This is a genomic window from Thalassoroseus sp. (assembly GCF_984380535.1).
In genome coordinates this window covers 151,138-176,729 of record NZ_CFHRBF010000020.1, presented here as the reverse complement: position 1 = coordinate 176,729, position 25,592 = coordinate 151,138, and the positions used below count along the sequence as shown (strand labels likewise).

General features: G+C 55.5%; 16 protein-coding genes. 8 read left to right on the top strand and 8 right to left on the bottom strand.

Features of this window, described 5'->3' with window-relative positions; all coding sequences use genetic code 11:
* The first annotated feature begins 429 nt into the window (after nt 1-429).
* From AC5DDB_RS24910 to AC5DDB_RS24880, 7 genes are all read left to right on the top strand, one after another.
* Complete coding sequence (locus AC5DDB_RS24910; protein WP_491742469.1) at nt 430-10,266, top strand: hypothetical protein; 9,837 nt, start codon at nt 430-432, stop codon at nt 10,264-10,266.
* Nucleotides 10,267-10,660: 394 nt separating this feature from the next.
* The gene (locus AC5DDB_RS24905; RefSeq protein ID WP_491742468.1) at nt 10,661-10,996 is read left to right on the top strand and encodes a hypothetical protein; all 336 of its coding nucleotides are present in this window, start codon (nt 10,661-10,663) and stop codon (nt 10,994-10,996) included.
* 260 nt (nt 10,997-11,256) lie between these two features.
* Nucleotides 11,257-11,637 carry a hypothetical protein gene (locus AC5DDB_RS24900; protein ID WP_491742467.1) on the top strand — a complete coding sequence of 127 codons (381 nt, stop codon included), beginning with the start codon at nt 11,257-11,259 and terminating at the stop codon, nt 11,635-11,637.
* A gap of 147 nt (nt 11,638-11,784) precedes the next feature.
* The gene (gene cpaB / locus AC5DDB_RS24895) at nt 11,785-12,930 is read left to right on the top strand and encodes a Flp pilus assembly protein CpaB (protein ID WP_491742466.1); all 1,146 of its coding nucleotides are present in this window, start codon (nt 11,785-11,787) and stop codon (nt 12,928-12,930) included.
* A gap of 128 nt (nt 12,931-13,058) precedes the next feature.
* On the top strand, nt 13,059-14,399 hold the full coding sequence (locus tag AC5DDB_RS24890) for a TadA family conjugal transfer-associated ATPase (protein ID WP_491742465.1): 1,341 nt from the start codon (nt 13,059-13,061) through the stop codon (nt 14,397-14,399).
* A gap of 49 nt (nt 14,400-14,448) precedes the next feature.
* On the top strand, nt 14,449-15,387 hold the full coding sequence (locus AC5DDB_RS24885; protein ID WP_491742464.1) for a type II secretion system F family protein: 939 nt from the start codon (nt 14,449-14,451) through the stop codon (nt 15,385-15,387).
* Nucleotides 15,388-15,516: 129 nt separating this feature from the next.
* The gene (locus AC5DDB_RS24880; protein ID WP_491742463.1) at nt 15,517-16,488 is read left to right on the top strand and encodes a type II secretion system F family protein; all 972 of its coding nucleotides are present in this window, start codon (nt 15,517-15,519) and stop codon (nt 16,486-16,488) included.
* Nucleotides 16,489-16,500: 12 nt separating this feature from the next.
* Here the strand turns inward: AC5DDB_RS24880 and AC5DDB_RS24875 are convergent, their stop codons facing one another.
* The 4 genes from AC5DDB_RS24875 to AC5DDB_RS24860 form a co-directional block, all read right to left on the bottom strand.
* The gene (locus AC5DDB_RS24875) at nt 16,501-17,439 is read right to left on the bottom strand and encodes a tetratricopeptide repeat protein (RefSeq protein ID WP_491742462.1); all 939 of its coding nucleotides are present in this window, start codon (nt 17,437-17,439) and stop codon (nt 16,501-16,503) included.
* Nucleotides 17,440-17,567: 128 nt separating this feature from the next.
* Nucleotides 17,568-18,179: a hypothetical protein gene (locus AC5DDB_RS24870; RefSeq protein WP_491742461.1), complete on the bottom strand. Its 612-nt coding sequence runs from the start codon at nt 18,177-18,179 to the stop codon at nt 17,568-17,570.
* 163 nt (nt 18,180-18,342) lie between these two features.
* Nucleotides 18,343-19,932 (bottom strand): type II and III secretion system protein family protein, encoded by a 1,590-nt coding sequence (locus tag AC5DDB_RS24865; protein ID WP_491742460.1) that lies wholly within the window; start codon nt 19,930-19,932, stop codon nt 18,343-18,345.
* A 243-nt stretch (nt 19,933-20,175) separates the two neighbouring features.
* Complete coding sequence (locus AC5DDB_RS24860; RefSeq protein WP_491742459.1) at nt 20,176-20,649, bottom strand: hypothetical protein; 474 nt, start codon at nt 20,647-20,649, stop codon at nt 20,176-20,178.
* Nucleotides 20,650-21,003: 354 nt separating this feature from the next.
* Here AC5DDB_RS24860 and AC5DDB_RS24855 point away from each other — a divergent pair, with 354 nt between their 5' ends.
* Nucleotides 21,004-21,195: a hypothetical protein gene (locus tag AC5DDB_RS24855; protein WP_491742458.1), complete on the top strand. Its 192-nt coding sequence runs from the start codon at nt 21,004-21,006 to the stop codon at nt 21,193-21,195.
* 21 nt (nt 21,196-21,216) lie between these two features.
* On the opposite strand, the gene AC5DDB_RS24850 is transcribed toward AC5DDB_RS24855, so the two are convergent.
* The 4 genes from AC5DDB_RS24850 to AC5DDB_RS24835 form a co-directional block, all read right to left on the bottom strand.
* Nucleotides 21,217-21,798: a helix-turn-helix domain-containing protein gene (locus AC5DDB_RS24850; RefSeq protein ID WP_491742457.1), complete on the bottom strand. Its 582-nt coding sequence runs from the start codon at nt 21,796-21,798 to the stop codon at nt 21,217-21,219.
* Between the two features lie 90 nt (nt 21,799-21,888).
* Nucleotides 21,889-23,091, bottom strand: coding sequence for a TlpA family protein disulfide reductase (locus AC5DDB_RS24845; protein ID WP_491742456.1), 1,203 nt, complete (start codon nt 23,089-23,091; stop codon nt 21,889-21,891).
* Between the two features lie 199 nt (nt 23,092-23,290).
* On the bottom strand, nt 23,291-24,355 hold the full coding sequence (locus tag AC5DDB_RS24840; RefSeq protein ID WP_491742455.1) for a rhomboid family intramembrane serine protease: 1,065 nt from the start codon (nt 24,353-24,355) through the stop codon (nt 23,291-23,293).
* Between the two features lie 181 nt (nt 24,356-24,536).
* On the bottom strand, nt 24,537-25,457 hold the full coding sequence (locus AC5DDB_RS24835; protein WP_491742454.1) for an alpha/beta hydrolase: 921 nt from the start codon (nt 25,455-25,457) through the stop codon (nt 24,537-24,539).
* Nucleotides 25,458-25,592: the final 135 nt, after the last annotated feature.

The window sequence follows — 25,592 nt, the reverse complement described above, 5'->3', positions numbered from 1 at the left end:
CAACCATTCGGAAACACGCAAGGAAACGCTTGGTAACAAGCGGCCACAAAATGGCCTGAATTTGCGATCGACGTGAAGGCCTGAAACGGAGTTTTGTTGTGAACGCGTCAAGTCTAACCCTTGATCGTTTTGCGGGCCCAGATGGTCTGCAACTTCGATCGCTCGAAGCCAATCAACTCCGCTCTCATAACCTTGGGATCGACGGCCCCATCTGTCGTGGCCGCCCGCTGACCGATCCCTGCTCATACGGCTCCCACCGATTCTCATGTTGCGTGTGAATCTATTGGGAGCCCCTATTTCAAAAGTAAACTCAACGTCAATTTAGAAACTTGTTGCGTCTCTCTCCCACACATATTGCGACCCCTAGCAGCCAATGCCGCGACCACTCCTCCGCGCGACGTGGTATTGGCCCCCAAAAGGAAGACTCTCATGCTACTGACCGACTGGCTGATGAACTTGGCTCCCGCTCGCCGTACTCGTCGCACACACCGAAGTGACCAACGTCGATTCCGACACCCCGCTGCTAACCTTGCTCAGATCGAAAAACTTGAAGACCGGACTCTGCTGACCACGTTCTTCGTCGACAACGCCGCCGACTTCGTGATTACGAACGATCAAGGTGCCCCTGGACTTGATGATGGCGACGAAGTCACGTGGGACACGGCAAGTACACACCCCAGTGGTCCAGTTGCGGGGTTGATCTTCGGAACAAATGCATTTGCCAGCATTCAAGACGCCATTGATGTCGCGGCAGCGAGTGGAGACACGATCAACGTCGCCGCGGGAACTTTCGCGGAAGACCTCGTTATTACCAAGTCGATCATTTTGGCAGGAGCGAACGTTGGAACCGCCGGTGATGATGTCGGACGTGGCTTGGAAAGTATCATCGACCCGAGTTCTTCGTTCGGGATTGAGGTCCAGGCCGACGATGTCACGATCGATGGTTTTGAAATCACCGGGCTCACTCGTGATGGCATCAACGTGCGACCGACAAACTCCGCGCCTGGGGTATCGACTCGCAGCAATATCACGATTCAGAACAACTTCATTCATGAAGTGCTTGTTTCCGGCAATCAAGTCAATGGGATTGTGTTTGGTGAGAAAGTTGGTGGCGGTCCCGACTCAACGGATAACGCCACGATCAGCAACGTCACGATCGCAAATAACTTGATCGATGTTACCGACGACAATACTGCTCGCGGGATCGTGATGACCGGCCAATTCGCAACGATTCTCTTCGATAATTTTGACATCACTGACAACGTGATTCAGGCGAAGAACAACGGCTTGTTCATCTCCGAAAACCCCGCAACTTTCACCGCCGACGGAATCGAGATTCTAAATAACCGGTTTGAGACACCCGGGAGCCTGGGGATCAACGCCGGAAATCTTGATGGCACTTCAAAGGTCAACGGTAACACGTTCATCAATAATGCGAGTGGTGCGGCTCTCAACTTCCGTCAACCTGGTGGCGAAGTGATTGGTAACACCTTCGAGAACCATACGAATGTCGGCCTGTTCTTCTTCGATGACACGTTCTTCCCGCAATCGTCCGAAGATGCGACTGTCACTGGCAACGTCTTCACGAACAATTTCCGGCAAGTCGGAGCACCAGCACTCGCTGTTGATCTCGATGCTATTCAGAACAACAATACATTCGATGGCGGCGTGCGAGTTTCTAGCAATCGGAACTTGTATGAGAGTATTCAAGACGCGATCGATGCGGCAATGCCAGGCGATACGGTCACGGTGGTGATAACCACGCCGACCTATGTCGAGAACATCGATGTCAACCAGGCCGTGACCTTGGCTGGCGAACCAACGATCGACGGCACCTTGACTGCCTCCGTTGCGGGAGCCACGCTCGCAGCCGGAACCAGTCCTGGCACGATGACCAGTGGCGATCTGACACTAACGAGCGGCTCGATTCTCGACGTCGAAGTTGACGGTGTTACGACAGCAGGGACCGACTACGATCAATATGTTGTCAATGGCACCGTGGATCTCGGTGGGGCGACGCTACAAACTTCGGGAATGGTGTCCGGCGTAATGGTCGGCGATACGTTGGTTATCATCGATAACGACGACGTCGATGCCGTCACGGGAACGTTCGACGGCCTTGCAAATGGTGCCTTCGTCACAATCAATGGCGAACAGTTCCGCATCTTCTACAACGGTGGCGACGGCAACGACGTGGTCCTCGAAGGTGCCCCTGCGTTGACCGTAGTTTACGTCGACGACGACTTCGCCGGGACCACTCCAGGTGACGATCCCGATGGAGCTGGGCCAGCGACGTCCTTCGGTGTTGACTCCTTCGCAACTATTCAAGAAGGCGTCGACGCCGTCGCAGCGGGCGGAACCGTCATCGTGAATGCCGGGACTTATTCCGGGCTCAACGTGATCGATAAGTCGGTTACGCTCAGTGGTGCAAATGCTGGTGTGCACCCGGCAGTTGGGGTGAATACGACGGAAACCGTGGGAACTCGGGCAGCGGAATCGATCATCCAACACAATGGATTTTTTGCATTCCAACCACAGGCGACCGACATCACAATCGACGGGTTCCGTTTTCAGGGTACCGGCTCTCGCGTTATTGATGATCAAGGTTTTGATATCGATAACTTGCATATCACGAACAACATCTTCACTAACACAGGCACGCCGGGTGGTTCAGGCGTGGTGCAATTCCAAGGCGGCGATACATCGGATTTGAAGGTCGACTTCAATCTGTTTCAAACGACAGGTTCGGCGCCTGCGATTCTTCTGGGCGGAGCAACTGGCGGCGGAGCAAACTATGACGGCTTGCGAATCGCGAACAACCTCTTCAACCAAGAGGGTAATGCATTGTTCCAAGGAACCGATATTGTCTTAGTGAATGCCGTCATAGAACAGAACGAATTTGACGGTACTATCGGCGGAACGTCTGGTATCGGTCGAGGAATCAATGTCGGGAAAGGTGGAAACATTTCCATCCGCGATAATTATTTCCATGACCTCTTCTTCACGGCGTTCCAAGTTGGAATTGTCAACGGCGAGGTCTTACGGAACGAGTTTGAACAAATTACTGCTTTCCCTGGCTTCTTTGGGCAAGCCTTTGAACTTTGGGGCGGGCAGTTCACTACGACGGTTTCCGACACCGTTCTAATCGCCAATAACATTATTCACTTCAATGATGTTTCCGGAGCCTCGATACCGACACATGGATTGCGATTGCGTGCTCCCGACGGCATTGGAATCGACGCCTCCACAATTACGCTCTTCGAGAACACCTTCATTAACGGCGGCGTTCGAACCGACGCCCGTGCTACCCGCCATCAAGGTGATCAAACCACAGCGTTGAACGCCTCTGGGAATTTTTGGAGCACCGTCGATCCCAATGAAATCCTTGCATTGACCGAAGGACCGACTGACTTCACCTATTTCCTCGAATTTGGCGTAGACCAGGACGGCATGGCTCCAGGTTTCCAAGGCGACTTCTCTGAACTTAATGTCACCGCCCTGGGCTTCCAGACGGGCCCTGCCGGACGGATTCAAGAAGCTCTCGACGCTGTCGATGCCGGTGGCACAGTCAATGTGCTAGCGGGCGTCTACATTGAGACGGTCAACGGAACCGCAGGAACTGTCAACTTCGAAGCGAATGCTGATGCCAACATTGACGGCATGATCACTGCCGATATCTCAGGGGTAAGCACTTCGACGATTACTGCCATCGGCAACTTGACCCTTGGAGACGCTTCGAGCAACGCTGGTTTCTCCACGACAGGAACTCTGAATGTTGGCGGAAACACCGTCACACTTCTCGATATGAATGTTGCCACTTTGGGCGTGTCTACGACGCTCGGAGGTGGTACGTTGATCGCCGATCAAGGACTCAGCCTCAGCGCTGGCGATGTCATCTCCGGCAATGGGACGATCGACGTTGGAACCGGATCGAGCGATCTCATCACAAACACTGGCACAATCTCCCCTGGGACAGGAGGTTCCGCGGCAACTATCCTCGTCGACGGAGATCTCGATGCGGAGAGCGGAACCTACGAGGTCGATGTCACTACCACCAACGGTGTCTCTGACTTGCTTGATGTCGACGGAGCCGTCGATGTGACTGGAGCCACGCTCAACGTGAGCGCGATGACTAGTCCCGCGATTGGCAATCAATATACCATCATCGACAATGACGGTGCCGATGCGATCGTCGGAATGTTCATTGGGCTCGACGAAGGCGAAGTCTTCCAAGCCGGAGCCGATACTTACCAAATCACCTACATCGGCGGCGATGGAAACGATGTCGTTCTGACGGTGCTTGACGGGAACAATCCCCTGATCGAAGGAACCGCAAACGACGATATCTTCGAAGTTGAACAAATCGGAACGAACACATTGCAGGTGATTCTCAACGGCAATGTAATCTATACCGGTGACCCACTGGGCAGCCTGACGTTGGAAGGATTGGCCGGTAACGACACGGCAATCTTCAATTACTCGGCGAACGATTTCAAAGTGCCGATCACCTTCAATGGTGGTACCGAGACAACCGGTGACGACATCGTTCTCAACGGCAGCACCACGTTCACGAACGCCACGTTTAACTTCGATTCCGAATCCGCCGGCAACATCGTCATTGATGGCAACGCGACGGTCTTCTACACCGATCTCGAACCCATCTCGTCGACCATCGACGTAATGAATGTAGTGCTGAACTACACCAACATGGCCGCGGAAAACGTGACGCTTATCGAAAATGGTGATGACACATTGACGGCGGATTCAAACGCCGCAGAAATCACGACGTTTGCCAAACCGACCAACTCCCTGACGATCAACACTGGAACTAATGATACCGTGACGTTCCAAGGCTCGAATACGATCGAGTTGGTCAATGCTGATCTCAATGTGGACGCCGGGACGATCGTGGTTAATCAGAATGTCACGACCGCTGGCGACGCTGTTTTAACAGCTCGCACCGGAAACATTACCGACAACGCCGATGACGGTATGGCGAACCTGACGGCTGGCAAAATCACGCTGGAGGCTTTGGGCAATGGTAACAACATCGGCGTAAGTTCCGCCGACCGCTTCGAACTGAATGCAACCCTGTTGGAAATCAACAACACCGGTGCTAACCATGACTACTACATTCTCGATGCCGGCGGTGGACTGCAAGTTACGGATAGCTCGACCGGTGGCGGTGGTTCGAGCGTGTTCGATCTGCTCGTGGAAAATGGAAATCTGATTGGTGTTCCTGGCGGTCCCGGCGATGTGCGGGCTGATATTGTAATTGTCGAAGTCACTGGTAGCGGTCAGATTGGTGCCGCTTCTAACACAGCTTTGGAAATCAACGCGAATACTCGGTTCGATGCGACGTCCGCCGGTGGGAATATCTACGCCCGAGATGTTACCGCGGATCTACCGGTCGGTCTTGTGGACGCCGGCACCGGACATGTTGAACTCACCGCACCAAACGGTTCCATCACGGACGCCGGCACCGACGCGAACGATGTCAACGCCGCATCGGCCATTCTGCTCGCTGCGAACGCAGTCGGTTCTGGGATGAACTTCCTAGAAACGACGGTCAGCCAACTGGAAGGCCGTTCTGGCGGCACAGTGACGACCGGTGGATTCTGGGTGGAAAACACCGGTGATTTGGAAGTCGGTAACATTACCAATGGCCAAGGCCCCGCGACTATCGGTGTGAGTTCACGTGGCGGTGACATTTCGATCTACGTCGAGTCAGGCAATCTGCTCGTTAGTGAAGTCATCGACTCCAACCGCACCGGCACAACAAACGGCGGCGACATCGAATTGGAAACCGGCGTACCAATGCCGATGGGTGGCGATATCACCATTGATAGCACAATTCTCAGCGGCAACGGCTTGATTTCCATTCAGGCTGACAACGATGTCGAGCTAACAGCAAACGCTGTGATCGACAGTGAAATGGGCAGTAACGTCACGATTGCGAATCTCTTTGACATTCCCCAAATCGAAATCATCGCCGACGCGGATATCGACGATTTCGGTGAAGTCATAATGGCCGACGGTTCGGTTGTGGATGCTTGGGGTGGGGACATCACTGTCATCGCTTCGGAGGATATTTCCGTCAGCTTGCTGCGGTCGACGAGTTTGATCTTCGTCTCCGCTAACCTCGGGGCCGTGGTCGACTCGGACATGGGAACCGATCTCGATGTCGACGACCACGGTAGCGGCACATTGCGAGCGATTTTGTTCGGACCGACCGGCATCGGCAGCTTGGCCGACCCCATCGAAACCGCCGCTGCGGAACTCCAGGCTCTGGCCAGCACCGGCGACGTCTTCGTCGATAACACCGGTAATGTGGTTCTCACCGATATCTCCGGAACGCTCGGTTTTCCGATCGGCCTTTCTGTCGATGCCGGTGGTGAGGCCGGCATTACGACGACGGGGTCACTGACAGTCGCGGAGGACGTGCAAGCGTTTGACGATGTGAGTTTGACGACGGTTGACTCCGCAGCCGGGGGCGAGGATCTCACGGTCAACACGATGGTGGATGTGGTCTCCACCACCGGTAACATCACGCTGCAAGCTGGAGACGACGTTTCACTCGCCGATAGTTCCGATGTGATCGCCACAGCCGGAACGATTACGATCAACGGCGACTTTGGCAACGCGGATGCAGCGGGAACGACGATCTCATTGTTAGGAACGCTTGACTCCAATGATTCCGTCGGCGGGGTGATGGTCAACGGGGATGCGAATGATGACACGATCATTCTCAACCCAGGGATGATGCACCTCGCAGATTCCGCTTCGCTCGATGGGGGAGCAGGAAATGACCTTTACCACATCTGGTTTGGTCGACTCACAGGAGGAGCCGATGCCGTAAGCGTCGTTGAAGCCGGTCCGGCAATGGCCAACAATGACCGTGTAATTCTGGAAGGCCGCGATGTCGACGAAACGTTCAACGTGCTCGGTCAGGACGGCGGTACGGTGCAGGCGATCGGCGTGATGCCGGCGACGGACGAGATCGTGACGTATTCGCCGGGCGTGGAGCAACTTTCAATCTTCGCCAACGGCGGCGTCGACGGCGACATACTGAATGTCGAGCCGTCGCAGACGGCGACGATCTTCGTCGACGGCGGTTCGCCCGGGTTCGGTCCCGGTCCAGACGATGTTCCCGCCCGCACCGGAGATACGCTCAACTTCGATTCACTCGGCAACACGTTTGCGATTCAGGGCAAGACGATTCTCACCGATGGCGGCATGCCGATGCCGTTCAAAGGCGTGACGTTCTTCGGCATCGAAAATTTGCCGCTTGATCCGATCGGCTCGGACGTCGGTAAGTTCGACTTCGACAAAACTAGTAACGGAAGCATCGCGATCACCCAGGCTGGTTACACGTCGGTCCCGCAGAACAAGCTTTATGTAGAGACCGATCCAGTGGGCACTCGCTTCGGTTGGCTGAGCATGCCGGGCGAGTTGAACGATTTCGATTTGGGAGCCGGGACCACGGCTAATTTCGACGACGCCTTCCGCGACGGTCACAAGGGCAACGGACCGAACACCTTCCGAGCGGATGTGGCGACTAACGGATGGTATCTCGTCTCCGCAAAACTTGGCGACGGCACGGCACTCGACGACATCCAAATTCGCAACGGCGACACCGGTCAGATTCTGATCGAGGAGATCGACAGTTTGGCTGGTGAGAGCGTGGCTGTTACGTTTGCCGTCCTCGTCGAAGACAACACGTTGGATATCACCTTCGACGACCTGGGGGGCTTGGCCTTCTTCTCGGTCAACGCCTTGGAGTTCCGGCCCGGCGAGTTGCTGACGTTCGGCAGCCCGGACCCGGCTATTCAAGTCGTGCCGAATAGCCCGACCGATCCAATCGACGCGGTGAATGTCGGCGATGGCAACGAACCATTCCTCGCCGACGGTCGCAGCGTGCGGTATTTCAACGGCTACAACGCTACCGCGAATTCGGTTGTAACGGTCTCGGCCGCGATCGATTCCGATGCGAACGGTTTGGATGGTTTACCAGATCTTGATGTCACCGTGCTCGCCGCACTCGACATCGATCCCGATGTTGCCGGCGTACAGGTTCAAGCCGATGCCAACGGCGAGTTCCAATATGCGATCATCAGCCCAGCCGGTCGTGGCACGGTGTTCATCAAAATGGAGGAACTTAGTGGGGACCAAACCGGTTGCGTTGCAGTGGACTTCATTTCGCCGACCGATCGGCTGTTCGACTTCAACTCCACGCTGGCCAGTCCCACGCAGATTCCGGCGGCCACCCCGACGAACGGTGCCGCGGGCGACCCGGCCAACGACGCCTACCACGGCGTGCTGCCGACGCAGGTGTTTGCACCGGGGACCGGGTATGGATGGGTCGGCGGCGTCGGGATTGGCGGCTACGACCGCGGTCCGCAAGCCGAGAGCGTGCAAGGGGAACTGCGGCAGGATGCGCACTTCAGCAACGTCGATCAGGTCTTCCGCGTGGAACTGGCTCCAGGCACGTACACGGTCAATGTGACCATAGGCGATTCCGCGAACGCTCGTCCAAACGTCGAAGTTTCCGCCAACGGCGTTGTAGTGCTGCCGGACTTGGATGCCGGGTTTGGAGAGTTCGTCACTGGCACCTTCGAGGTCACTATCGGTCCCGCAGGCGTGTTGGACTTGAACTTCGGCTTGAGTGCACCAGCGTCGTTCTGGGTCGTCAACGGCATCGAAATTCGCTCGATGCAAGAGGGCATCGTGAACACCAACGTGGTCCGCGGCAACGGGAACGATCAGGCTGACGGCACCACGATCGATCAGATCACCGGTCAAACCGCGACGCCGCCGGCCGACGGAGAAATGTATCTCACCGTGACCACAGACCTCGGCGAGTTGGTCAACGATGCGTCGGCGGCTTACGCTGGTCACCAAGTGTTCGTTGACGCCGCCGGCAACTTCACAATCGACATTCGCCGACCGGCTTCGGATATGGACGTGACGGCGACGGTGAACGTGCTCGCGGTGGACGGCTCAGTGGCTGATTCAACCACGATCGACTTCACCGCGTTTGCCGGCGCTCCGCCTCGACGATTCGACTTCAACCAAGGTGCCAGCGGCCTGACCGCCACCGACTTCACGGCGGTGGCCCACAATAACTTGTACAACGGAGACTTCGGCTGGCAAGCCACGGTCTCGCCGTTCGACTTCTACGCCGCGAACTCGGCCACGCCATTGTTGCGTCGGGACGGAGCCCGCGGGAGTGCCCCAGGAACTTTCCAAGTCAGTGCCGACATCGGGACCAACTACGATCTCCGCGTGTATGTCGGTTCTCGCTTCGTGCCGACGCAAGTGCAAGTCTCGGTAGAAGGCGGTGCATTTGTGGCCGTTTCGCCGGCCGTTGGGGCGAATAATTTCACTACCGTCACGCTGCTTGGCATCAGCGATCAGAACGCCGATGGTCGCATCGACATCGCCCTCAGCGGCGTTGGCGGCAGCTGGTGGGTCAATGGTCTGGACATCGCGGAATCCGCCGGCGGTCTGCCCCCGTCCGCTCCACTGAGCTTTGCCGGTGACGGCGGTAACGGAGCCGCCACGCTATCGGCGGTGGCCCTGGAAAGCATCATCAATGCCGCCATCATCCGTCTCGCCGCCGCCGGGGAAGACGTCTCCGGACTGACTGACATTGAGTTCCAAATCACCGACCTCGACGACCAAGGCGCCCTTGGCCTGGCCGGTTCCAAAGTGATCCTTATCGACGACGACGGCTTCGGTCACGGTTGGTTTGTCGATATGACCCCGCTGATCGATGAAGAGTTCACCTTCGTCGCCGGCGCTGAACTCTCCGCCAATGGCAGTGATGCGAGTGGACGTGTCGACCTGCTAACGGTGGTGATGCACGAACTCGGCCACATCCTCGGCTACGGCGATCTCGACGCCGCCATCACCCCCCACGAGTTGATGACCGGCCAAATCGGCTTGGGTACCCGCCGCCTGCCATCATCTGTCGGGAACACCGACTCTACCTCCAACGACTCTGGCAGTGATGTGAGCGACAACGAACCCACCACTACGTCATCGGTGTCGTTGCTGCCTTCATCCACCACGACCGACGAAGTCGACGATGTCGAAAACGCCCTCGTCGACGACGAATCCTGGACCGTCAGCGACTCCACTGAAATCGCCCCAGCTGAGCCAGAGGCGAGTACCGCGGAACTTCGAGACAGCGTCTTTGAAGCCTTCTTAGAAACCGCCAAAACCAAAACGCCCTGGGATCTCTTTGAAACCACGAGTCTGTAGACTCGCAAGAACGCCATAGCCAACCCAACCTACGGCCCTGAACCCCAGGGCCGTTTTTTTACGCCGGTGGAAGGCAGCGCAGCTGTGTCCTGTCGTCCGAGAGTTGGCGCTTCGATGTTAACTGTGGGACACAGACATCGCTGTTGAACTAACTTCGTGAATTTCCTTCCGGCGAGAAGAAGCCGTTTTCCCTGGAAAACACATAGGGTTGGGTTCGTTTCGCCAGTTAATCAAAGTGTTTAACAAACTGAACAATCTTGGCACGCAAGGTGCATAACGGGATGGTATCAACTGGCCAGTTGTCAAAGAGACGCGGCACCTGACCTGGGTGTGCAACTTCAGTCAGGCACCGCCGCATCAAACACATGTTTCTATCTTAACGGAAAACCATCACATGAAAACTCTTACTCAATTGTGGAATGATGAAGCTGGCTTCATCGTTTCCAGCGAACTTGTGCTAATCGCGACGATCGTCGTCATTGGCTTAATTGCTGGTTTGACTGCTGTCCGTGATGCCGTCGTTGGCGAACTCGCCGACGTTGGTGCTGCCGTCGGCGACGTCAACCAAAGCTTCTCCTTCGGTGCGATCACCGGTCACTGCTCCAGCACCGCTGGCTCGATCTTCTCCGATGAAGGCGACTTCTGCGAAATCGACGACGCCAACAACGATACACCGGCAATCGCCGCTCAGTGTATCGACATCTGCATCGTCGCTGCGACTCCAGAATAATTCCGCCGAGAGTTGTAGTTGAATGCAGCGATACAGCGAGGCAACTCATGTAGTTGCCTCGCTGACTTTCTTAACTGGTGAAAACAGTCAAGGCGATTTAGTCGCAGCGATCTCCGCAAGGTGCTTTGGGTTATCAATCTGGATCCATAACGGGCGGCGACAGTTTTGGAACGGATTTTGCGGATATACGAGTCAAATCTTAGAGGTCTCGGAGAGCTAATTTTCTTCGCATCTTCGAAATTCGTGACAGGTGACGCGTCGTGGTAAGCCCCCAAAATGCATATCGAAGTCTGTGGCAAAGGTTTCTGGACGACGACCGGGGTGTTGTTCAGCCTGTGACATACATCTTTTTGGTCACAGTTGTGGCGATCGGTATGATTGCTGGATTGACCGCAGTTCGTGATTCCGTCGTCCAAGAATTTGGCGACCTGAGTCTAGCGTTGCAAAACATCGATCAGAGTTACACAGTCAACTGCACGATCAGCGGGACTATTTTCAGTTTCGGTTTTGTTGATGGTGCGCCCGTGGCGGATCCGGCCGGTTCGGAACCAGCCGGGATTGATATCTGTTTGCCGGCAAACCCGGAAGGTGCTGGTGTCGCTGGCGGTGGTGGCGGACCACTCGATGCAACGCCCGAGTAGATTCACCAGCGTTCGGTACATCGATTGCATAGCGAATGTAACGGCTGAATGATGCGGCAACCTCAGTCAGCCACTCTCTCTTCAACACTCAATGAAACCTCAATGTCCCCAAGACGTGTGATCGCGTTCGGGTAGGAGAATGAGCGGATGGCTCGAGTTAGTTCAGGTACATTGACGATTCTCTTGTTTGCCGTGATGGTTGGTCTAGGCGGAGCGTATGTAGTCCGTCAGAGCATTGAAACCGGCCGGCCGACGTTGCCGCCCGTTCCGCAGGCTCCAGCAAATAACTTCGTCGTTCCCGTGGCTGCGTATGAGTTAGAGTCTGGTCAAACGGTGACTCAAAACGGAATTGCAATGCTTCAGTTCACACCGGAGCAATTCGCGAAGAGTAAATACGCGGGCATGCCGTATATGCGGTCTGCGGCACAAATCGAGGAGCGAGTTCTACGAACGGATATGAAGCAAGGTGAGGCGTTTCTGACTACAAACTTTTATCCCGACGGCTCTGGGCCGGGGATTGCGGATCGGTTGGAAGAGGGTTATCGAGCTGTCACCGTGCCGATCGAGGATGTGGGTGCTGTGGAAGGTTTTGCGCGACCGGGAAGTTATGTCGATGTGCTGTTTCGCTCGGTCGCGACGGAAGATCGCCCGGAAGTAACTGTTACCCTCTTGGAGCGCATCCAAGTGTTATCAGTCAACCGGAACATCATCGCGGAAAAAAGTGTCGAACTGGAAAGCGATGGTCGGGTGACTCTGGCGGTCACACCCATGCAGGCGAAGGTCCTCAAAGTGGTGGAAGGTCGCGGAGAGCTCTCTTTGACATTGCGAAATCCGAACGACGAACTCGACACCATGCCAGTCGACGTTCGCGACCCAGCCCTCAATCCAAATGCCCGGCTGCGAGCGATGGCAAATGCCATGGCACGAAACCCGAATGTTGGTCCGGTCGGTTTGATGCCTGTGCAGCAAATTCAACCAGCCGCCACTCAAGCCAGCACCTGGCAGTTCGGGACAGACCGAGTTTTGGCCGGTTCGGATCAGGTCAGTCTCGATGACTTACTCGGCACACCGCCGAAGCCGAAACCCGTCAAAATGGAAGTTTACCGCGGTAGCCAAAAGGATGTGCTGACATTCGAACAAGCCGGTTCTGCAACGGCACCGGGGCGGCTGATCAATCGTCCGCTGATCTCGACGCCGCTTGTCGGACCAAAGCCATCGCAAAAATACAGCAGACAGATGCAGACCGTCTCGTCGGACGATGACGCTCTCGGCACAACTTCGGCAGGCGGCTGAGTCCTTTTTGAATATCGATAAAACCTACACGGTTGTTCGTCGGCGAATGGACGCTCGGTCACATTCACGTTTGCCGTCGACACCAACAGATCGTCTGTGATCTAGGCAGGAGTGTTTCGGTGGCGTCCATGCAGTCTCGAACAGTCATGGTGGAGCCTTCCGATGACCAAGAGTTGGTCGACGAAAGCGAACTCCGTTTCCAAAAGCTGAAAGTTCTTGTCCACGAGCGTTTGGTCGACGCGCTCGATCTGTCCATGTTGGCTCATATTCCACAAGCGGAGTTGGAAGAGGAAGTCCGGGCTGTCGGTGCCGAGGTGGTCGCCGAGGAGGCTCCGAATATCTCCGTCGACGATCGCACGCGGTTGCTCGATGAACTCTACGATGAAGTCTTCGGGTTAGGCCCAATCGAATGCTTGATGAAGGATGATCGCATCAGCGACGTGCTAGTGAATCACCCACATGAAGTCTACGTGGAACAGCACGGACGGTTGGAAAAGTCCGACGTCATCTTCGCCGACAACGACCACCTGATGCGAATCATTCAACGGATCGTTTCGCGGGTCGGGCGTCGGATCGACGAAGTCAGCCCGATGGTCGATGCCCGTCTGCCTGATGGAAGTCGAATCAATGCCGTCGTGCCTCCGCTAGCACTCGATGGCCCCACGTTGTCGATTCGACGCTTCGGCAAACGACCGCTGCAAGTCGAAGACTTAATCGACGGCCATTCGATTCATGCGGATATGGTCGAGTTTCTCGCCGCCGCGATCGAGGCCCGTGTGAGTTTCCTGATTTCCGGCGGAACCGGTGCCGGGAAGACAACGCTGATGAACGCACTCACGCAGTTCATCCCAGGCGACGAGCGACTGATTACCGTCGAGGACTCCGCCGAACTCCGTTTGTTGCACCGGCATGTGATCCGGATGGAAACTCGACCGGCAAACACTGAAGGTACTGGCGAAGTTTCGCAACGCTCGTTGGTTCGCAATAGTTTGCGGATGCGACCGGACCGCATCATCATCGGCGAAGTTCGGGGAGCTGAGGCTCTCGACATGCTGCAAGCGATGAACACCGGGCATGAAGGCTCGTTGACGACCATTCACGCCAACGATACTCGCGATGCCTTGGCACGCCTGGAATTGATGGTCGCGATGGCTGGCTTCGAACTGCCGATTCCCGTGGTACGACAATACATTGCTTCCGGGATCGCACTTGTAGTGCACCTCTCGCGTCTGAAAGGCGGGGTCCGACGTGTGATGCGAATCTCGGAAATTACCGGGCTTCGCGACGGCGGCTTACATCTCGAAGACATCTTCGGATTCGAGCAGACCGGCGTGGACGACACGGGAATCGCTCAGGGCGAATTCTTCGTCACCGGCTACCGTCCGATGTGCCTATCTCGGTTGCGAGCCGCCGGCATTCGTCTGCCTGACGAAATGTTCGATAAACGACACATCCCCGTCCGCAGTTAAGGACAACTGTTGCAGTTCGGCGTAAACAGATTCGACTTGAGAGCAACTGATGGGTGCCAACCTCACCATTTTAATCACCTTCGGTTCGGTTAGTTTTCTAGCCGTTGCCATCGGTCTGGTGCTACGTGATTTGCTGGCCCCCAAACGGGCGACGCACCCATCCCTGCCAAATGGTCGGCGGAGCAGCCTTCGGCGGCCACGAACCGTCTTCGATCAGAAGCCGGCCACCACACTACTCGGCAAAGTGGATCAAGCGTTCGATCGGCTAGTTCTTGAGTCAAACAGCGTCGATTCACCAAACGCTGCGTTTTTACTCGTTGTGTTGAGTGGCCTGCTCGTTGGTGGAAGTCTCTGGATCTACAGCGATGAAGTCTTGGCGGCTATCGCGGGTGGGTTGTTCGGGATGACACTGCCGCTCATCACGTTTTCGATTCAGCGGACACGACGTTTCCGAGAAATACGAGAACAGATGCCACACGTGTTAGACATGCTCTCTCGGGCTTGTCGGGCGGGGCAGAATTCAGAACAAGCCATTCAGCTCGTTGGTGACGAATTAGACGGCACACTCGGCCGCGAGTTTCGTCGCTGCAGTCGCGAGTTGAGTTTGGGGCGTTCGTTCGCAGAGGTCATGCGTTCGCTTGGGAATCGCATTCGGACAATGGACATGCGAATTCTCACGACCACCCTCGTCGTGCAACGTCAAAACGGTGGGAACTTGCCGGAAACGCTTGAACGAATGTCTGGCGTTGTCCGTGATCGAATCAATGCTCAACGACAAACGCGTGCTAGCACGGGAGCCGGTCGTGCGTCGACTATGCTAGTCACTTTGATTGCACCGCTCGCCTACCTGTTTATGTTCGTGTTCCATCGTGAACATCTAGCGAGTTTGTTTAACGATCCTATTGGTCGTGTGATGTTAGGGATTGCGATCATTCTGGAAATCGTCGGTATCGTGTGGGTCTTGGCCTTGCTTCGACAAGTTGACTAGACCCGACTTTGGCTTCCACATCCCAAAAGGATACGACTAGTCCAAATTTCTCGGCTCTCACAAGTTCGAGACCAATGACGATCATTGGATGCACTAGACTTTGAATCAGGACACTAGAAAGACGATTGAATGACTTGGTTCAGAGATCCGACGTTTCTTACATGGTTCCTAGGCATTACCGCGGTGATGTACTGGGTCGGCATGACGGCACTGGCGGGTCGTAAACGGGTTCGGCATATCAGTGATATGTACGAACCGGGATTGCGAAAAACGCCCGGGAAACTTCGACGTTCGCTAGCGGGCTTGTTGCCGGTTTCGGATGATGGATTGGATCGGCTGGAACAAGAGTTAAAACGCGGCGGATATTACGCGTCGTTCGCAGCGATCGAATTCTTGGCGACACGGAATACGATCGTTGTCGGACTTGCGATCATGGGGGGGACGGCCGCAGTGGCTGCGGACCCAGGCACTGCCGTTCCCAAGCTCATGCTGATCGCCACAACCGCCTGTGCAACGTTGGCGTATGTACTTCCACGCTTGATTCTGAAAATTCAGGCTCGCGCAAGACTAAACCGCATCGAAACCGGGCTACCGGACGCATTGGATATGGTCCGCATGTGCCTCACCGGAGGCCTTCCCTTGCGTGGCGCATTGGAACGGGTAGCCCAGGAAGTGGAATTCTTCCACCCGGATCTGGCGGTCGAATTGGAAGTCGTCCGACGACATTCGGAAGCCGACACGATGCCAAAGGCACTCCGTGAGTTTGCCCGACGATTGAACACGCCCGACGTCAATGCGTTGGCGACATTGGTGAGTCAAACAGAACGACTCGGAACGCACGTCGCTGTCGCAGTCACAGAGTTCGCGGACAGCGTGCGTCGCCAACAGCGTCAAAGAGCGGAAGAACGGGCCAGTAAAACGAGCATTCGCATGCTGTTCCCGGTCATCTTCTGCTTAGCGCCGCCGGTGTTTATTTTGCTACTAGGTCCGCCGGTCCTACAGCTCAAGAACTTCCTGCAAGACGCTCACGATGTCGGTGGAGTTCTGAACCCAGAAACGTACAGCGAACTCCCTGCAAACGAAACACCATCCGCAAACTGAACACGAATCCGACTATTGACCGTGGTTCACTGCAGTCGGGAGTTGCCAACGTGTTTCGGCGGAGTGTTCACCTGCGTCTTGCTGTGGAACACCGATGCGTGCCGGGACCACCGGCGGTGATGGTTCAAGTGTGACGTGGGTGCTACCAAACCAAGGAGTTGCCTCTGGTGATGGTTGCGGACTTGCGACCACTTGTGCGGATGCCAGTTCAACTCTAGCAGTCGCAGTTTGTTCGGGTTCCGGTGTTGCTTTGACTACACGAGGTTTGGCAGTCCGTTGCTTTTGTTCCCATTGCGCAATTTGCACCAAGGCGTTTTTAGCAGCCGAGGACTTGGGATCGAGATCCAATGCGATGGAATAGTGTTTCTTCGCCAGGCCGAGTTCGCCTCGCTGCATCAACACAAAACCGACATTCGCATGCGCTTCCGCATCGTCGAGCACACGTCGAAACAAGCTCCAGCTCTCGTCAATCCGCCCCATTGCGCCCGTCACGGTCGCAAGGTTGATTACGATCCGTTCGTTTTGCGAGTCCAATTGGTACGCTTGTTTGAGCAGTGTTTCTGCTTGTTCCAATTCACCGGCGAGGTACAACGCGTAGCCGCGATCGGCAAATAGATCCGCGTTGTTCGGATTCAACCCTCTCGCGAGATCGAATTCCTGAGTGGCCAACGCTGGCTGATCCAAGCGTGTGTAGATCACCATGAGTCGATGGTGAATCTCTGCACTATCGGGCTTTTGACTCAGCAATTGCTCGTACATCATCCGGGCTTTCGCGAGTTCACCCTGACGTTCATGAAGACGAGCCATACTCATGCGAACTTGGAATTCGTTGTTCGCGTGTTCGGCTGAGCCCAACTTTGGCGTTGCTCGATCGGAGATGTTCGCACATCCGCATACGGCGATACTCATCACCGCCGGTGCCAGTATGAGTCGTATCCAAGTTTTCTGCATGATGTTTTGATTTCCAGAGAGAAACCGAAGCCTCGGACTTCACTCATCCGTTGAAGACACAACTATGACGCAGAACGAACGAAAACCCGCCGATCGAAACCGGCGGGCACTCGCTTGATCGCTATGATCTAGAAACCGAAGCCACCACCGCCAAAGCCGCCGCCAATTCCACCGAGTCCGCCACCACCGAAGAATCCGCCAAAGCCGAAGCCATTGCCCCCGGCGTTGCTGAATCCACGACGGTAAGCACTTTCGGCTTCGTTGCCTTCGAAACCTGGAGTCAGAGCAGGCGAGACATACACGCGAGCTTCCGCGTCGGCGACGCCCATCGATGCCAAGGCTTCGACAATTGCGGCTCGGCGAGCCATGTCCAAGCCGTGATTGCTGTTGACCGGATATCCATATTGGGAGTTGGGATCAACACCCATCGTGGACCGTTCGACCAGAATCGAGAACGGAGTTTCCGCACTGCGGGCAGCGATCTTTTTCAGGTGATCCATACCCGCTCTGTTGAGCACCACACCTTCGTCGGTCCACTCGTGTTCGTGAATTACGAAGTCCGATGCTTCGGCGTTTGCCTCTTGCTGCTGCCACACGGGATCGCTGATCGTTCCCTGCGGATTTGGGGTGAAGTCCCCCATGTTGTAACATTTCGTTGCATACGAGCAGCCTACGGAATGACTAGCAATCCAGGTGGCTGCCATGACGGCCGCGATGCGGCGTACTTGATCCATCGGCATGATTGGGAATCCTTTCTCATTGCCACGGCGGCCTGTGCGAAGGTTCGCCGGCGACGTGTTTGATTTGGTCCAGCCGCGGGTCATCCAGACTGCTGGCGGCTTGTTGGCTCGTCATCGACGAGCGGCTTCGTGACGAAATCCCGACCCCAGACATACCGAGTCGTTATGGCGAGAAACCAACCGGTCCCTCGATGTAATATTCATCCGTCGCTCGGACACCTTCCACACCACCGCAACGTCGCAGTCGGCTGCGGTACAGCGGCCAAACCGTGCTCCGGTGGTGATGGTTCGGACGACCTTCGATGTCCCCATACCAATAGAAATCCAAATCGTTTGGTTCGGTCACTTCCATTCCCGGAAGAATCACGGGGGCTTGTTCTGGTTCCAACGGATGAACAAGTTCCGGGCTGACGAGAATGAGAAGTTCCGTCTCGTCTCGCGAAATCGAACGATTCGCTAGCAACGTATTCAAGCCAGGGATGCTACCCAGAATTGGAATTCGGCTGATGTCGCCACGTTGCTGTTCTTGCAACAACCCAGCAATCGCGAAGACTTGGCCTTCCCGCATATCGACCACCGTGCTGACGGTTCGCGAGTCGAGCCCGGGAATCCCTCCGACAGAGTTTTCCGGGTTCAGCGTACTGAACGTCGGAGCGACTTGAAGCCGGATACGATCCTTGTCCAACACCGTGGGCGTGAAGGCGAGTTGTGTACCGAAGCTCTTGAAAGACGTCGTTGCTGCACCAACACCGCCGATGCCGACGGTCGTGGGAACTGCAAATTCCCCACCAGCGAGGAACGTTGCTGTTCGACCGCTGATGACGACCAAGTTCGGTTCCGCCAAAATTTGAGCGGAACCGTTGGTTTCCAAAGCTCGCAGCATCAGCGAGAAGCTGTCGTTATCGAACGTACCGGACAAACTCAGGTTTCCGCCACCGGCCAAAACCGAATTGAACGCGAAATCGCCGACGTCGAAACTAAAATCGGAGCCCAGTTGTCGCATGGCCGACCGTTTGAGTTCGGCGATCCGCACCTTAAGCATCACTTGCTTTTCGCCCGGCACTTCGAGCATGTTGATCAACGACGCTCGTGGAAGCGTGCCGGCATCCGGGAACGGTTCTGCAACAGTGCCGTCGGAAACCGGTGTGAAAGCGCCACCGCCGAGTCCGGCACCTGACCCGCCGCCAGTATTCTGACGGAGCAATGACAGGATTTGCGTGGCTTCTTCTTCGTCGCGGGCTTGGCCGCGAATGATAACTTTATCTGCCACCGGAATCAGTTGAATCCGACTGTTCGGAAACAACTCGTTGATCATGGATTCAAGTTCGGAATACTCGAGTTGTCGACGATCGGCGACCGCGTCATCTTTGGTGACGGTGATCAAAATTGTCAACAACTGCGGTTCCTGCTCGGTACCGGTCCAGATGGTGACAGTCGTGCTGCCAGTCTCTTTCCCGATGAACTCGACTTCGCGAGCACCGAAGGGCACGATCTCGACGATTGTCGGGTCGGCAACCGCGGTACGGAAGATCGCTTTCTTCATCCGCAGAATCTTGGCTCGTCGCTTTTGAACTTCCAGTTCAACTTCAGTCGTGAGGATTTCCTCCACCAGCGACTGAACTTTTTCTTCCACCTGCAATGAAGGTGGCGGAACCGCGGGTTGCTGGGCAGTGGCATCGGTTGCCATCCCCGCCACAGACACGGTCCAGGTCACACAACAAGCGGTCAACCGTTTCCAAATCCTCGGCACCATAACTTCCCTCCCTGAAGCGCATTCGCCTCCCGCGGCACCCGGTAGTCGGCGACGATGCCGGTCGGTGAACAGTGATTGAGCGAATCCAACGCGATCGTGGACCCAATCTCCTGTTCAGATTATTCGGCATAAGAGCGGTTGGAAGTTTACGGAATTTGTACCGGTTGGATCGCTTCTTCCGGTTTTGACGAAAGAAAGACTCCCATTTTCACCTAAAGTCACATTCCACAACTCAAGTCATGTCTATGTGTTGCTACCACTCGCGGAGACTAACGGTCGACGCTGTTCCAACTGCATGCTTCGTTCATCTTCCGGGGGGGCTTTCTTGAGAATCTGTTTTGCTCGCAAGGGATTACGACGCGAGTTGGCGGCAATTTCCGTGATGTTCAAGCGTTGGGAACCGACATGAATCGCTTGGAGATTGATCTGGCGATCCGCAAAGAACAGTTGCAAATTCGGCCGCAACTCCGCGGACGCCGACGCCGAGGAGGGCAGAGGTTCATAGAGATAAACACCTTGGACAAGACCGGTCGCCCGGGAGTTCATCAATACGTGACCATCCGGAAGGAATCGCAACGACAGATCGCCATTGAACCAGCGACCATGCAAATCACTTTGCGGTCCGCACCCCGCAAAACATCCGCATGAAATCATGAGCAACAAGAACAAACCACGGCAACGACCTGGTTTGCGTGTCAGAAGCTGATCCAAAATCATTGACCTACTCAGCAAAAGAAACCCACGATCTTCCAACGTTCGAAACTGCACAACGCGTGCCGTCGCGGGAATTTTCCGAGACCTGTCCCTCGCGAACTGAGTTGCGGACGGGAAGGAGTTTTTCGCGTCAACTCTGTGTCCGCCGGGATGCGGCCGTTACCGTCGGTTAGCGCATCTGACTCATTCGGGAGCGAGGTTGTCGCTCAGAAACACGGTCGATTTCCCGCTGAAACCCAGCTTTCCTAGGAATTCCAAGACCAACCAGTGCCATCGCAGAAACGGTATGGAGATTGCATAAGAGTTTCCTTACTCCGTCTCTCTAACAGCACTTGTAGTTCATTTTGGATTCGACCGATGCGGAATCTTCGTCAAAAAACCGGTTCTTCGAAGCGACGCGGTTCTGTGTTTGTGGAGTACTTGCTGCTCGTGACCATCATCGGAATAGGCGTGATCGTGGGATTGGTCGCGGTTCGTAAGGCATTGGTGGAAGAATTGCTTGACTTGGCCGCCGCCATCAACGCCATTACTCCCCCACCGGTTCCGTAAACGAAGTACCGAACCAAGCGATTAACTCGACCGATAGATGTCGACGAGAAAAATCACCGCTTCACTGCGTCCTGCGTTTTCGATCGCGTGAGGCACGTCGGCACGATAACTGGCGGAGTCGCCTTTGGAGAGTTCGATCGTGTCTCCCGCACTGATGACACGCACCCGTCCCTTTTCGACGGTGAGAAACTCCCGAGTCCCCTCGAAATGGGCGGCACTCTTCAGCACTCCGCCGCTACGGAATGTGACTTGGTAGAACTCGACGTCCTTCTCCAAGTGCAACGGACTCAACGTACGAATTGTGCAGAATTCGTCGGAGCGATAATGATACTGCCGGTCTTCCGCACGAATGACGGAGATCTTCGATGAAGCTTCCGGCGCTTCGATGAGATCGCCGATCGACATCTCGAACGCCCGTGCGATCCGCGCTGTCACCGCGAGTGTGGGGTTCGCCTGTCCGCGTTCGATCTGACTCAGCATACTGCGTGACACGCCACATGCCGCCGACAGCGCATCCAAACTCCACCCGCGATCCTTACGAAGTTCGCGAACTCGCTGACACAGATGAGCTTGAATGTCGTCGGACGGTTCCGGTTCTGTCATGGGTTGCCAAACGATGGCAGCACGTCTGTTGAAATTCTGTAGCAAAACACGCCCAGAGGGTAACGAACATCCTCTGGGCGATGGGTGGGATTACTTCGCTTCCGTTTTGGCCTGATCTTTGGCTTCGTCTTTCGCTTCATCCTCGTCGGTCTTCGGCGGACCGAGCAGCTCACGAAGCTTCGCATCGAGTCGTTGCCCGCGAGCTTGCAACTCGACGACCTTGCCGTCGCGATCGACCAAGATCATCGTGGGAATCGCGTTGATGCCATAGTACTCGGCATTCGGCTGACCTTCGGCCCAAACCGTGGTCCAAGGCAGTTCTCGTTCGGTAAGGAATTTCTGAACGGCGGCGATATTCTCGTCTTGGTTGATGCCGACGATCTCGAAACCTTTATCGTGATAGGCTTCGTAGTGCTTCATCATGTTCGGGATTTCGGCGATACATGGTCCGCACCAAGTGGCCCAGAAGTCCACCAGCACAACTTTCCCACGATAGCTCTCCCAGTTGAACGGTTTGTCCTCAACGGTTTTGCCTTTCAGCTCCATCGTGTTGCCCAGAAGGCCAAGTCGGCGAGCAGTCCCTTGGAAGGTTTCGGCGTAGTTCGAGAGTTGTTCGTCTTCACTGGTCCGAGCGAGTTTCGCGAGTCGTTCGTAGATGGCTGCAGCAGCGTCAGAAGCGGGGCTGCGTTCCAATGTCTGAGCCAACATGTAAGCCGGACGGAAGTTCGCCATGCTGAGACCGTCTTTCTCGGCATCCGCGAACACGTCATTGATGAGGGCGTTCCGATCCTCTTTCGAAAGTTTCGGGGCCGCTTGGATTCGCGTCTGCAATAGAACGTTCTTCGCCAAGCTCGCGATCAATGGACGTTCGTCGTTCTTGTACTTTTCGGCGAGTTCTTTCCGCGCGTCGGCGGCTGACTTGTCACCAAACCGGGTTTTCCACTGCAGAGCGGTCATACGAACTTCAAACGCCGCTCCGGCTTCCGCGACCGGCACATCTTTCATCGCAAGAATTTTCGTTGCCGCTTCATCCAAGGCCGATTGCATCGCCATCAGTTCTTCCACTGAAGTGGGACGCGTTTTTTGCGTTTCTTCGATGAAGTTCGAAAGGTTCTCTAGGGTCGGTTCCTCGGGAAGAGCGAATTTATTCTCGTCCTTTTCGGGCTTCTCGCTTTTCTCGGATTTCTCTGGCTGAGCGTTCTCGGTCTTTTTCGCATCGTCCTTTTCGGATTCCGCGTGAATTTGAGGCAACGCGATACACAAGGCGGCGCTGAACACGAATGAGTTCAACATAAGGGATCGGATTTGCACGGGAACTCCCAAAGGTTTCGCAAAGAGAAGCGAAGAAGGCCAACTGTCAATAATGATTGACAGATCAACATTGATTCATCTTAGGCGAGAGACACGAAAGATGGAATCTAGCCAGCCCAATTTCTGCGGCAATCCGAGCAGAACTACCGTGCGACAACAACGTTAGGGTTCGAGACAAACCCTAAGGTTTTTTATAGCGCTGACTGGCTTCTTTGAGAATTTCGCGTTCGCGATCGGTCAGGCTGGCTTCGCCTTCGCGATGAATTTTATCGAGGATGGCGTCCACGGTTGCATCCAGTTTCGTATCACGCGGCCCGAGCTTCGTTTCGGGTTCATCGACGGGGTTATACAGTTTGACGCCCTTCGGTTTTCGTTTGGTCAAACGGACTCCCTGCCAATTCTGCGTGATGCTCGACAATCGCCAGCGGAATTTTCCGTAGGCTAGCCCAAAGACCAATCCTCCTAAGTGTGCAATGTGGGCGATGTTGTCTTGACTCGGATTGCCGCCCAATTCCCGCAACACTGGGAACAGGTCCCAAACCACATAGATTGCCACCAGCACGCGGGCTTGGATCGGGAACATCCACAGTAAAATGGTGTGAGTGGGGAAATACCACGCGAACAACGCGAGCACTCCCATGACCGCGCCTGACGCACCGATCGCGGGTGTCAAACTCCCCATGAACATCTCGAAGAATGCGAACGCAATCCCCGAGCAAACGGCTGCAAACACGTAAAAGTAAGCAAACTCCCGCGAACCGAGCATTCGTTCCAACGCCGGTGCGAAGAAGAACAGCGAAAGCATATTGAAGAAAATATGCATGATGTCATACCGGCTATGACAAAACGCATACGTCAAGAACCGCCAGACTTGAAGCCCTTTGGTCGCTTTATCGGGTGCGAGTTCGAACCAGTTTTCGACGACGGATTCCTTCGGTAGTCCGCCCATGCGAGCCGCCTCTTGAATCGAGCGTTCGAGTTGCTCCCGTTCGCGTTCGACGACTTCGGCGGGCACTCCGCGATCGATGGCTTGCTGAAGTCGCCGATCGATTTCGGCACGGTAGTCTGGCTCTTTGGTCCAAACGACTTGCAGAATGAAAACGATGACGTTCGCAATAATGATCCACTTGACGACCGGTGGAAAACCGATTCCGGTGTAGCCGCCGCCAAACGAACCTCCGGAATTCAGCGAACCGGTGTAGGAACGTTCTCCACCCCGAACGTAATCGCGATCTTCAAAACCCATCGGGTCGTCCATCCTGTGTTGCGGTTCCACTTGGCGTTATCCGCCTAGTCTATCGCAATTCTTTCCGAAACTGCTAGAGGATTCGGCTTCGTCAAGCGGGGAGTCTTGAGTGCCGGGAGTGAGGATTTCCCGAAAACGGCTTCCGCGACTCCCGACTCTCCACTCACATTTTTACCGCAGGTTACTTCGACTTCTTGAGCAGACCCCGAAGTCGCATCCATTCACCCGCACGTGCCGGCCAAGTGGAAACAGGATTGTCGGTCGGACGCAATCCGAAACCGTGCCCACCGCTATTGTAGATGTGTAGTTCCGCTGGCACGCCTGCTTCCTTCAAGGCAATAAACAGCCGAGCGGTGTCGGCGGGAGTGATACGGTCATCATAAGCGTGTGCCATAAAGATCGGCGGCGTTTCCGAAGTCACTCGGATTTCTTCGGAGAGTTCCTTGCCGTAGGTTTTGGCATTTCGTTCGCCGGTGAGATACGCCGGGTAAATCAGGACACCAAAATTCGGTTTCGGACTTTCTTCGTCGATGTCGTCGATGCTTTTGTAAGCGGGCCGATCACCGTTGGTCAGGGCGGTTGTGGAAAGATGCCCGCCGGCGGAAAAACCAAGAATGCCGATGCGTTCCGGATCGAGGCCCCACTCTTCGGCATGGGCCCGTGTGAAGCGAATCGCACGTTGTGCGTCTTGAAGTGGGGCTTCGTGTTTGGGGCGATCCTTCCGACGGGGCACACGATACTTCAGCAACACCCCGGTGACGCCGATCGAGTTCAACCACTCGGCGACTTCGATGCCTTCCAAATCCCATGCGAGAATGCTGTACCCGCCACCTGGGCAAATCACGATGGAGGCTCCCGTGTCTTTGTCTTTCGGGGCCTTGTAGACGGTCAGTGTAGGGTTAGTCACGTTGTGGATTCGCGTGACAGGATGGGCGGCATCGGCGGGTAGTTTGACCGCTTCTTCCGGGCCGATATCCCCTGTCTCGCCAGGTGCACCGTCCGGCCAAAGTTCGAAAACCGGCGGCTCATCGGCCGCGTTTGCCACGCCGAAGTCACACGCCCAGAGACCAACCGCCGCCAACACAATCGCACTCAAACGCATTATGAATTGCCCTTCTTAGTTCTCTTGAAAAAAGTTCCTCATCAATGGGTGGCATGTCCACGGCTTTGCGTGGACATGATTCGACATTCAAGCTTCACAAGCCCATGCCCATCCCGAGCGATGGGCATGCCACCC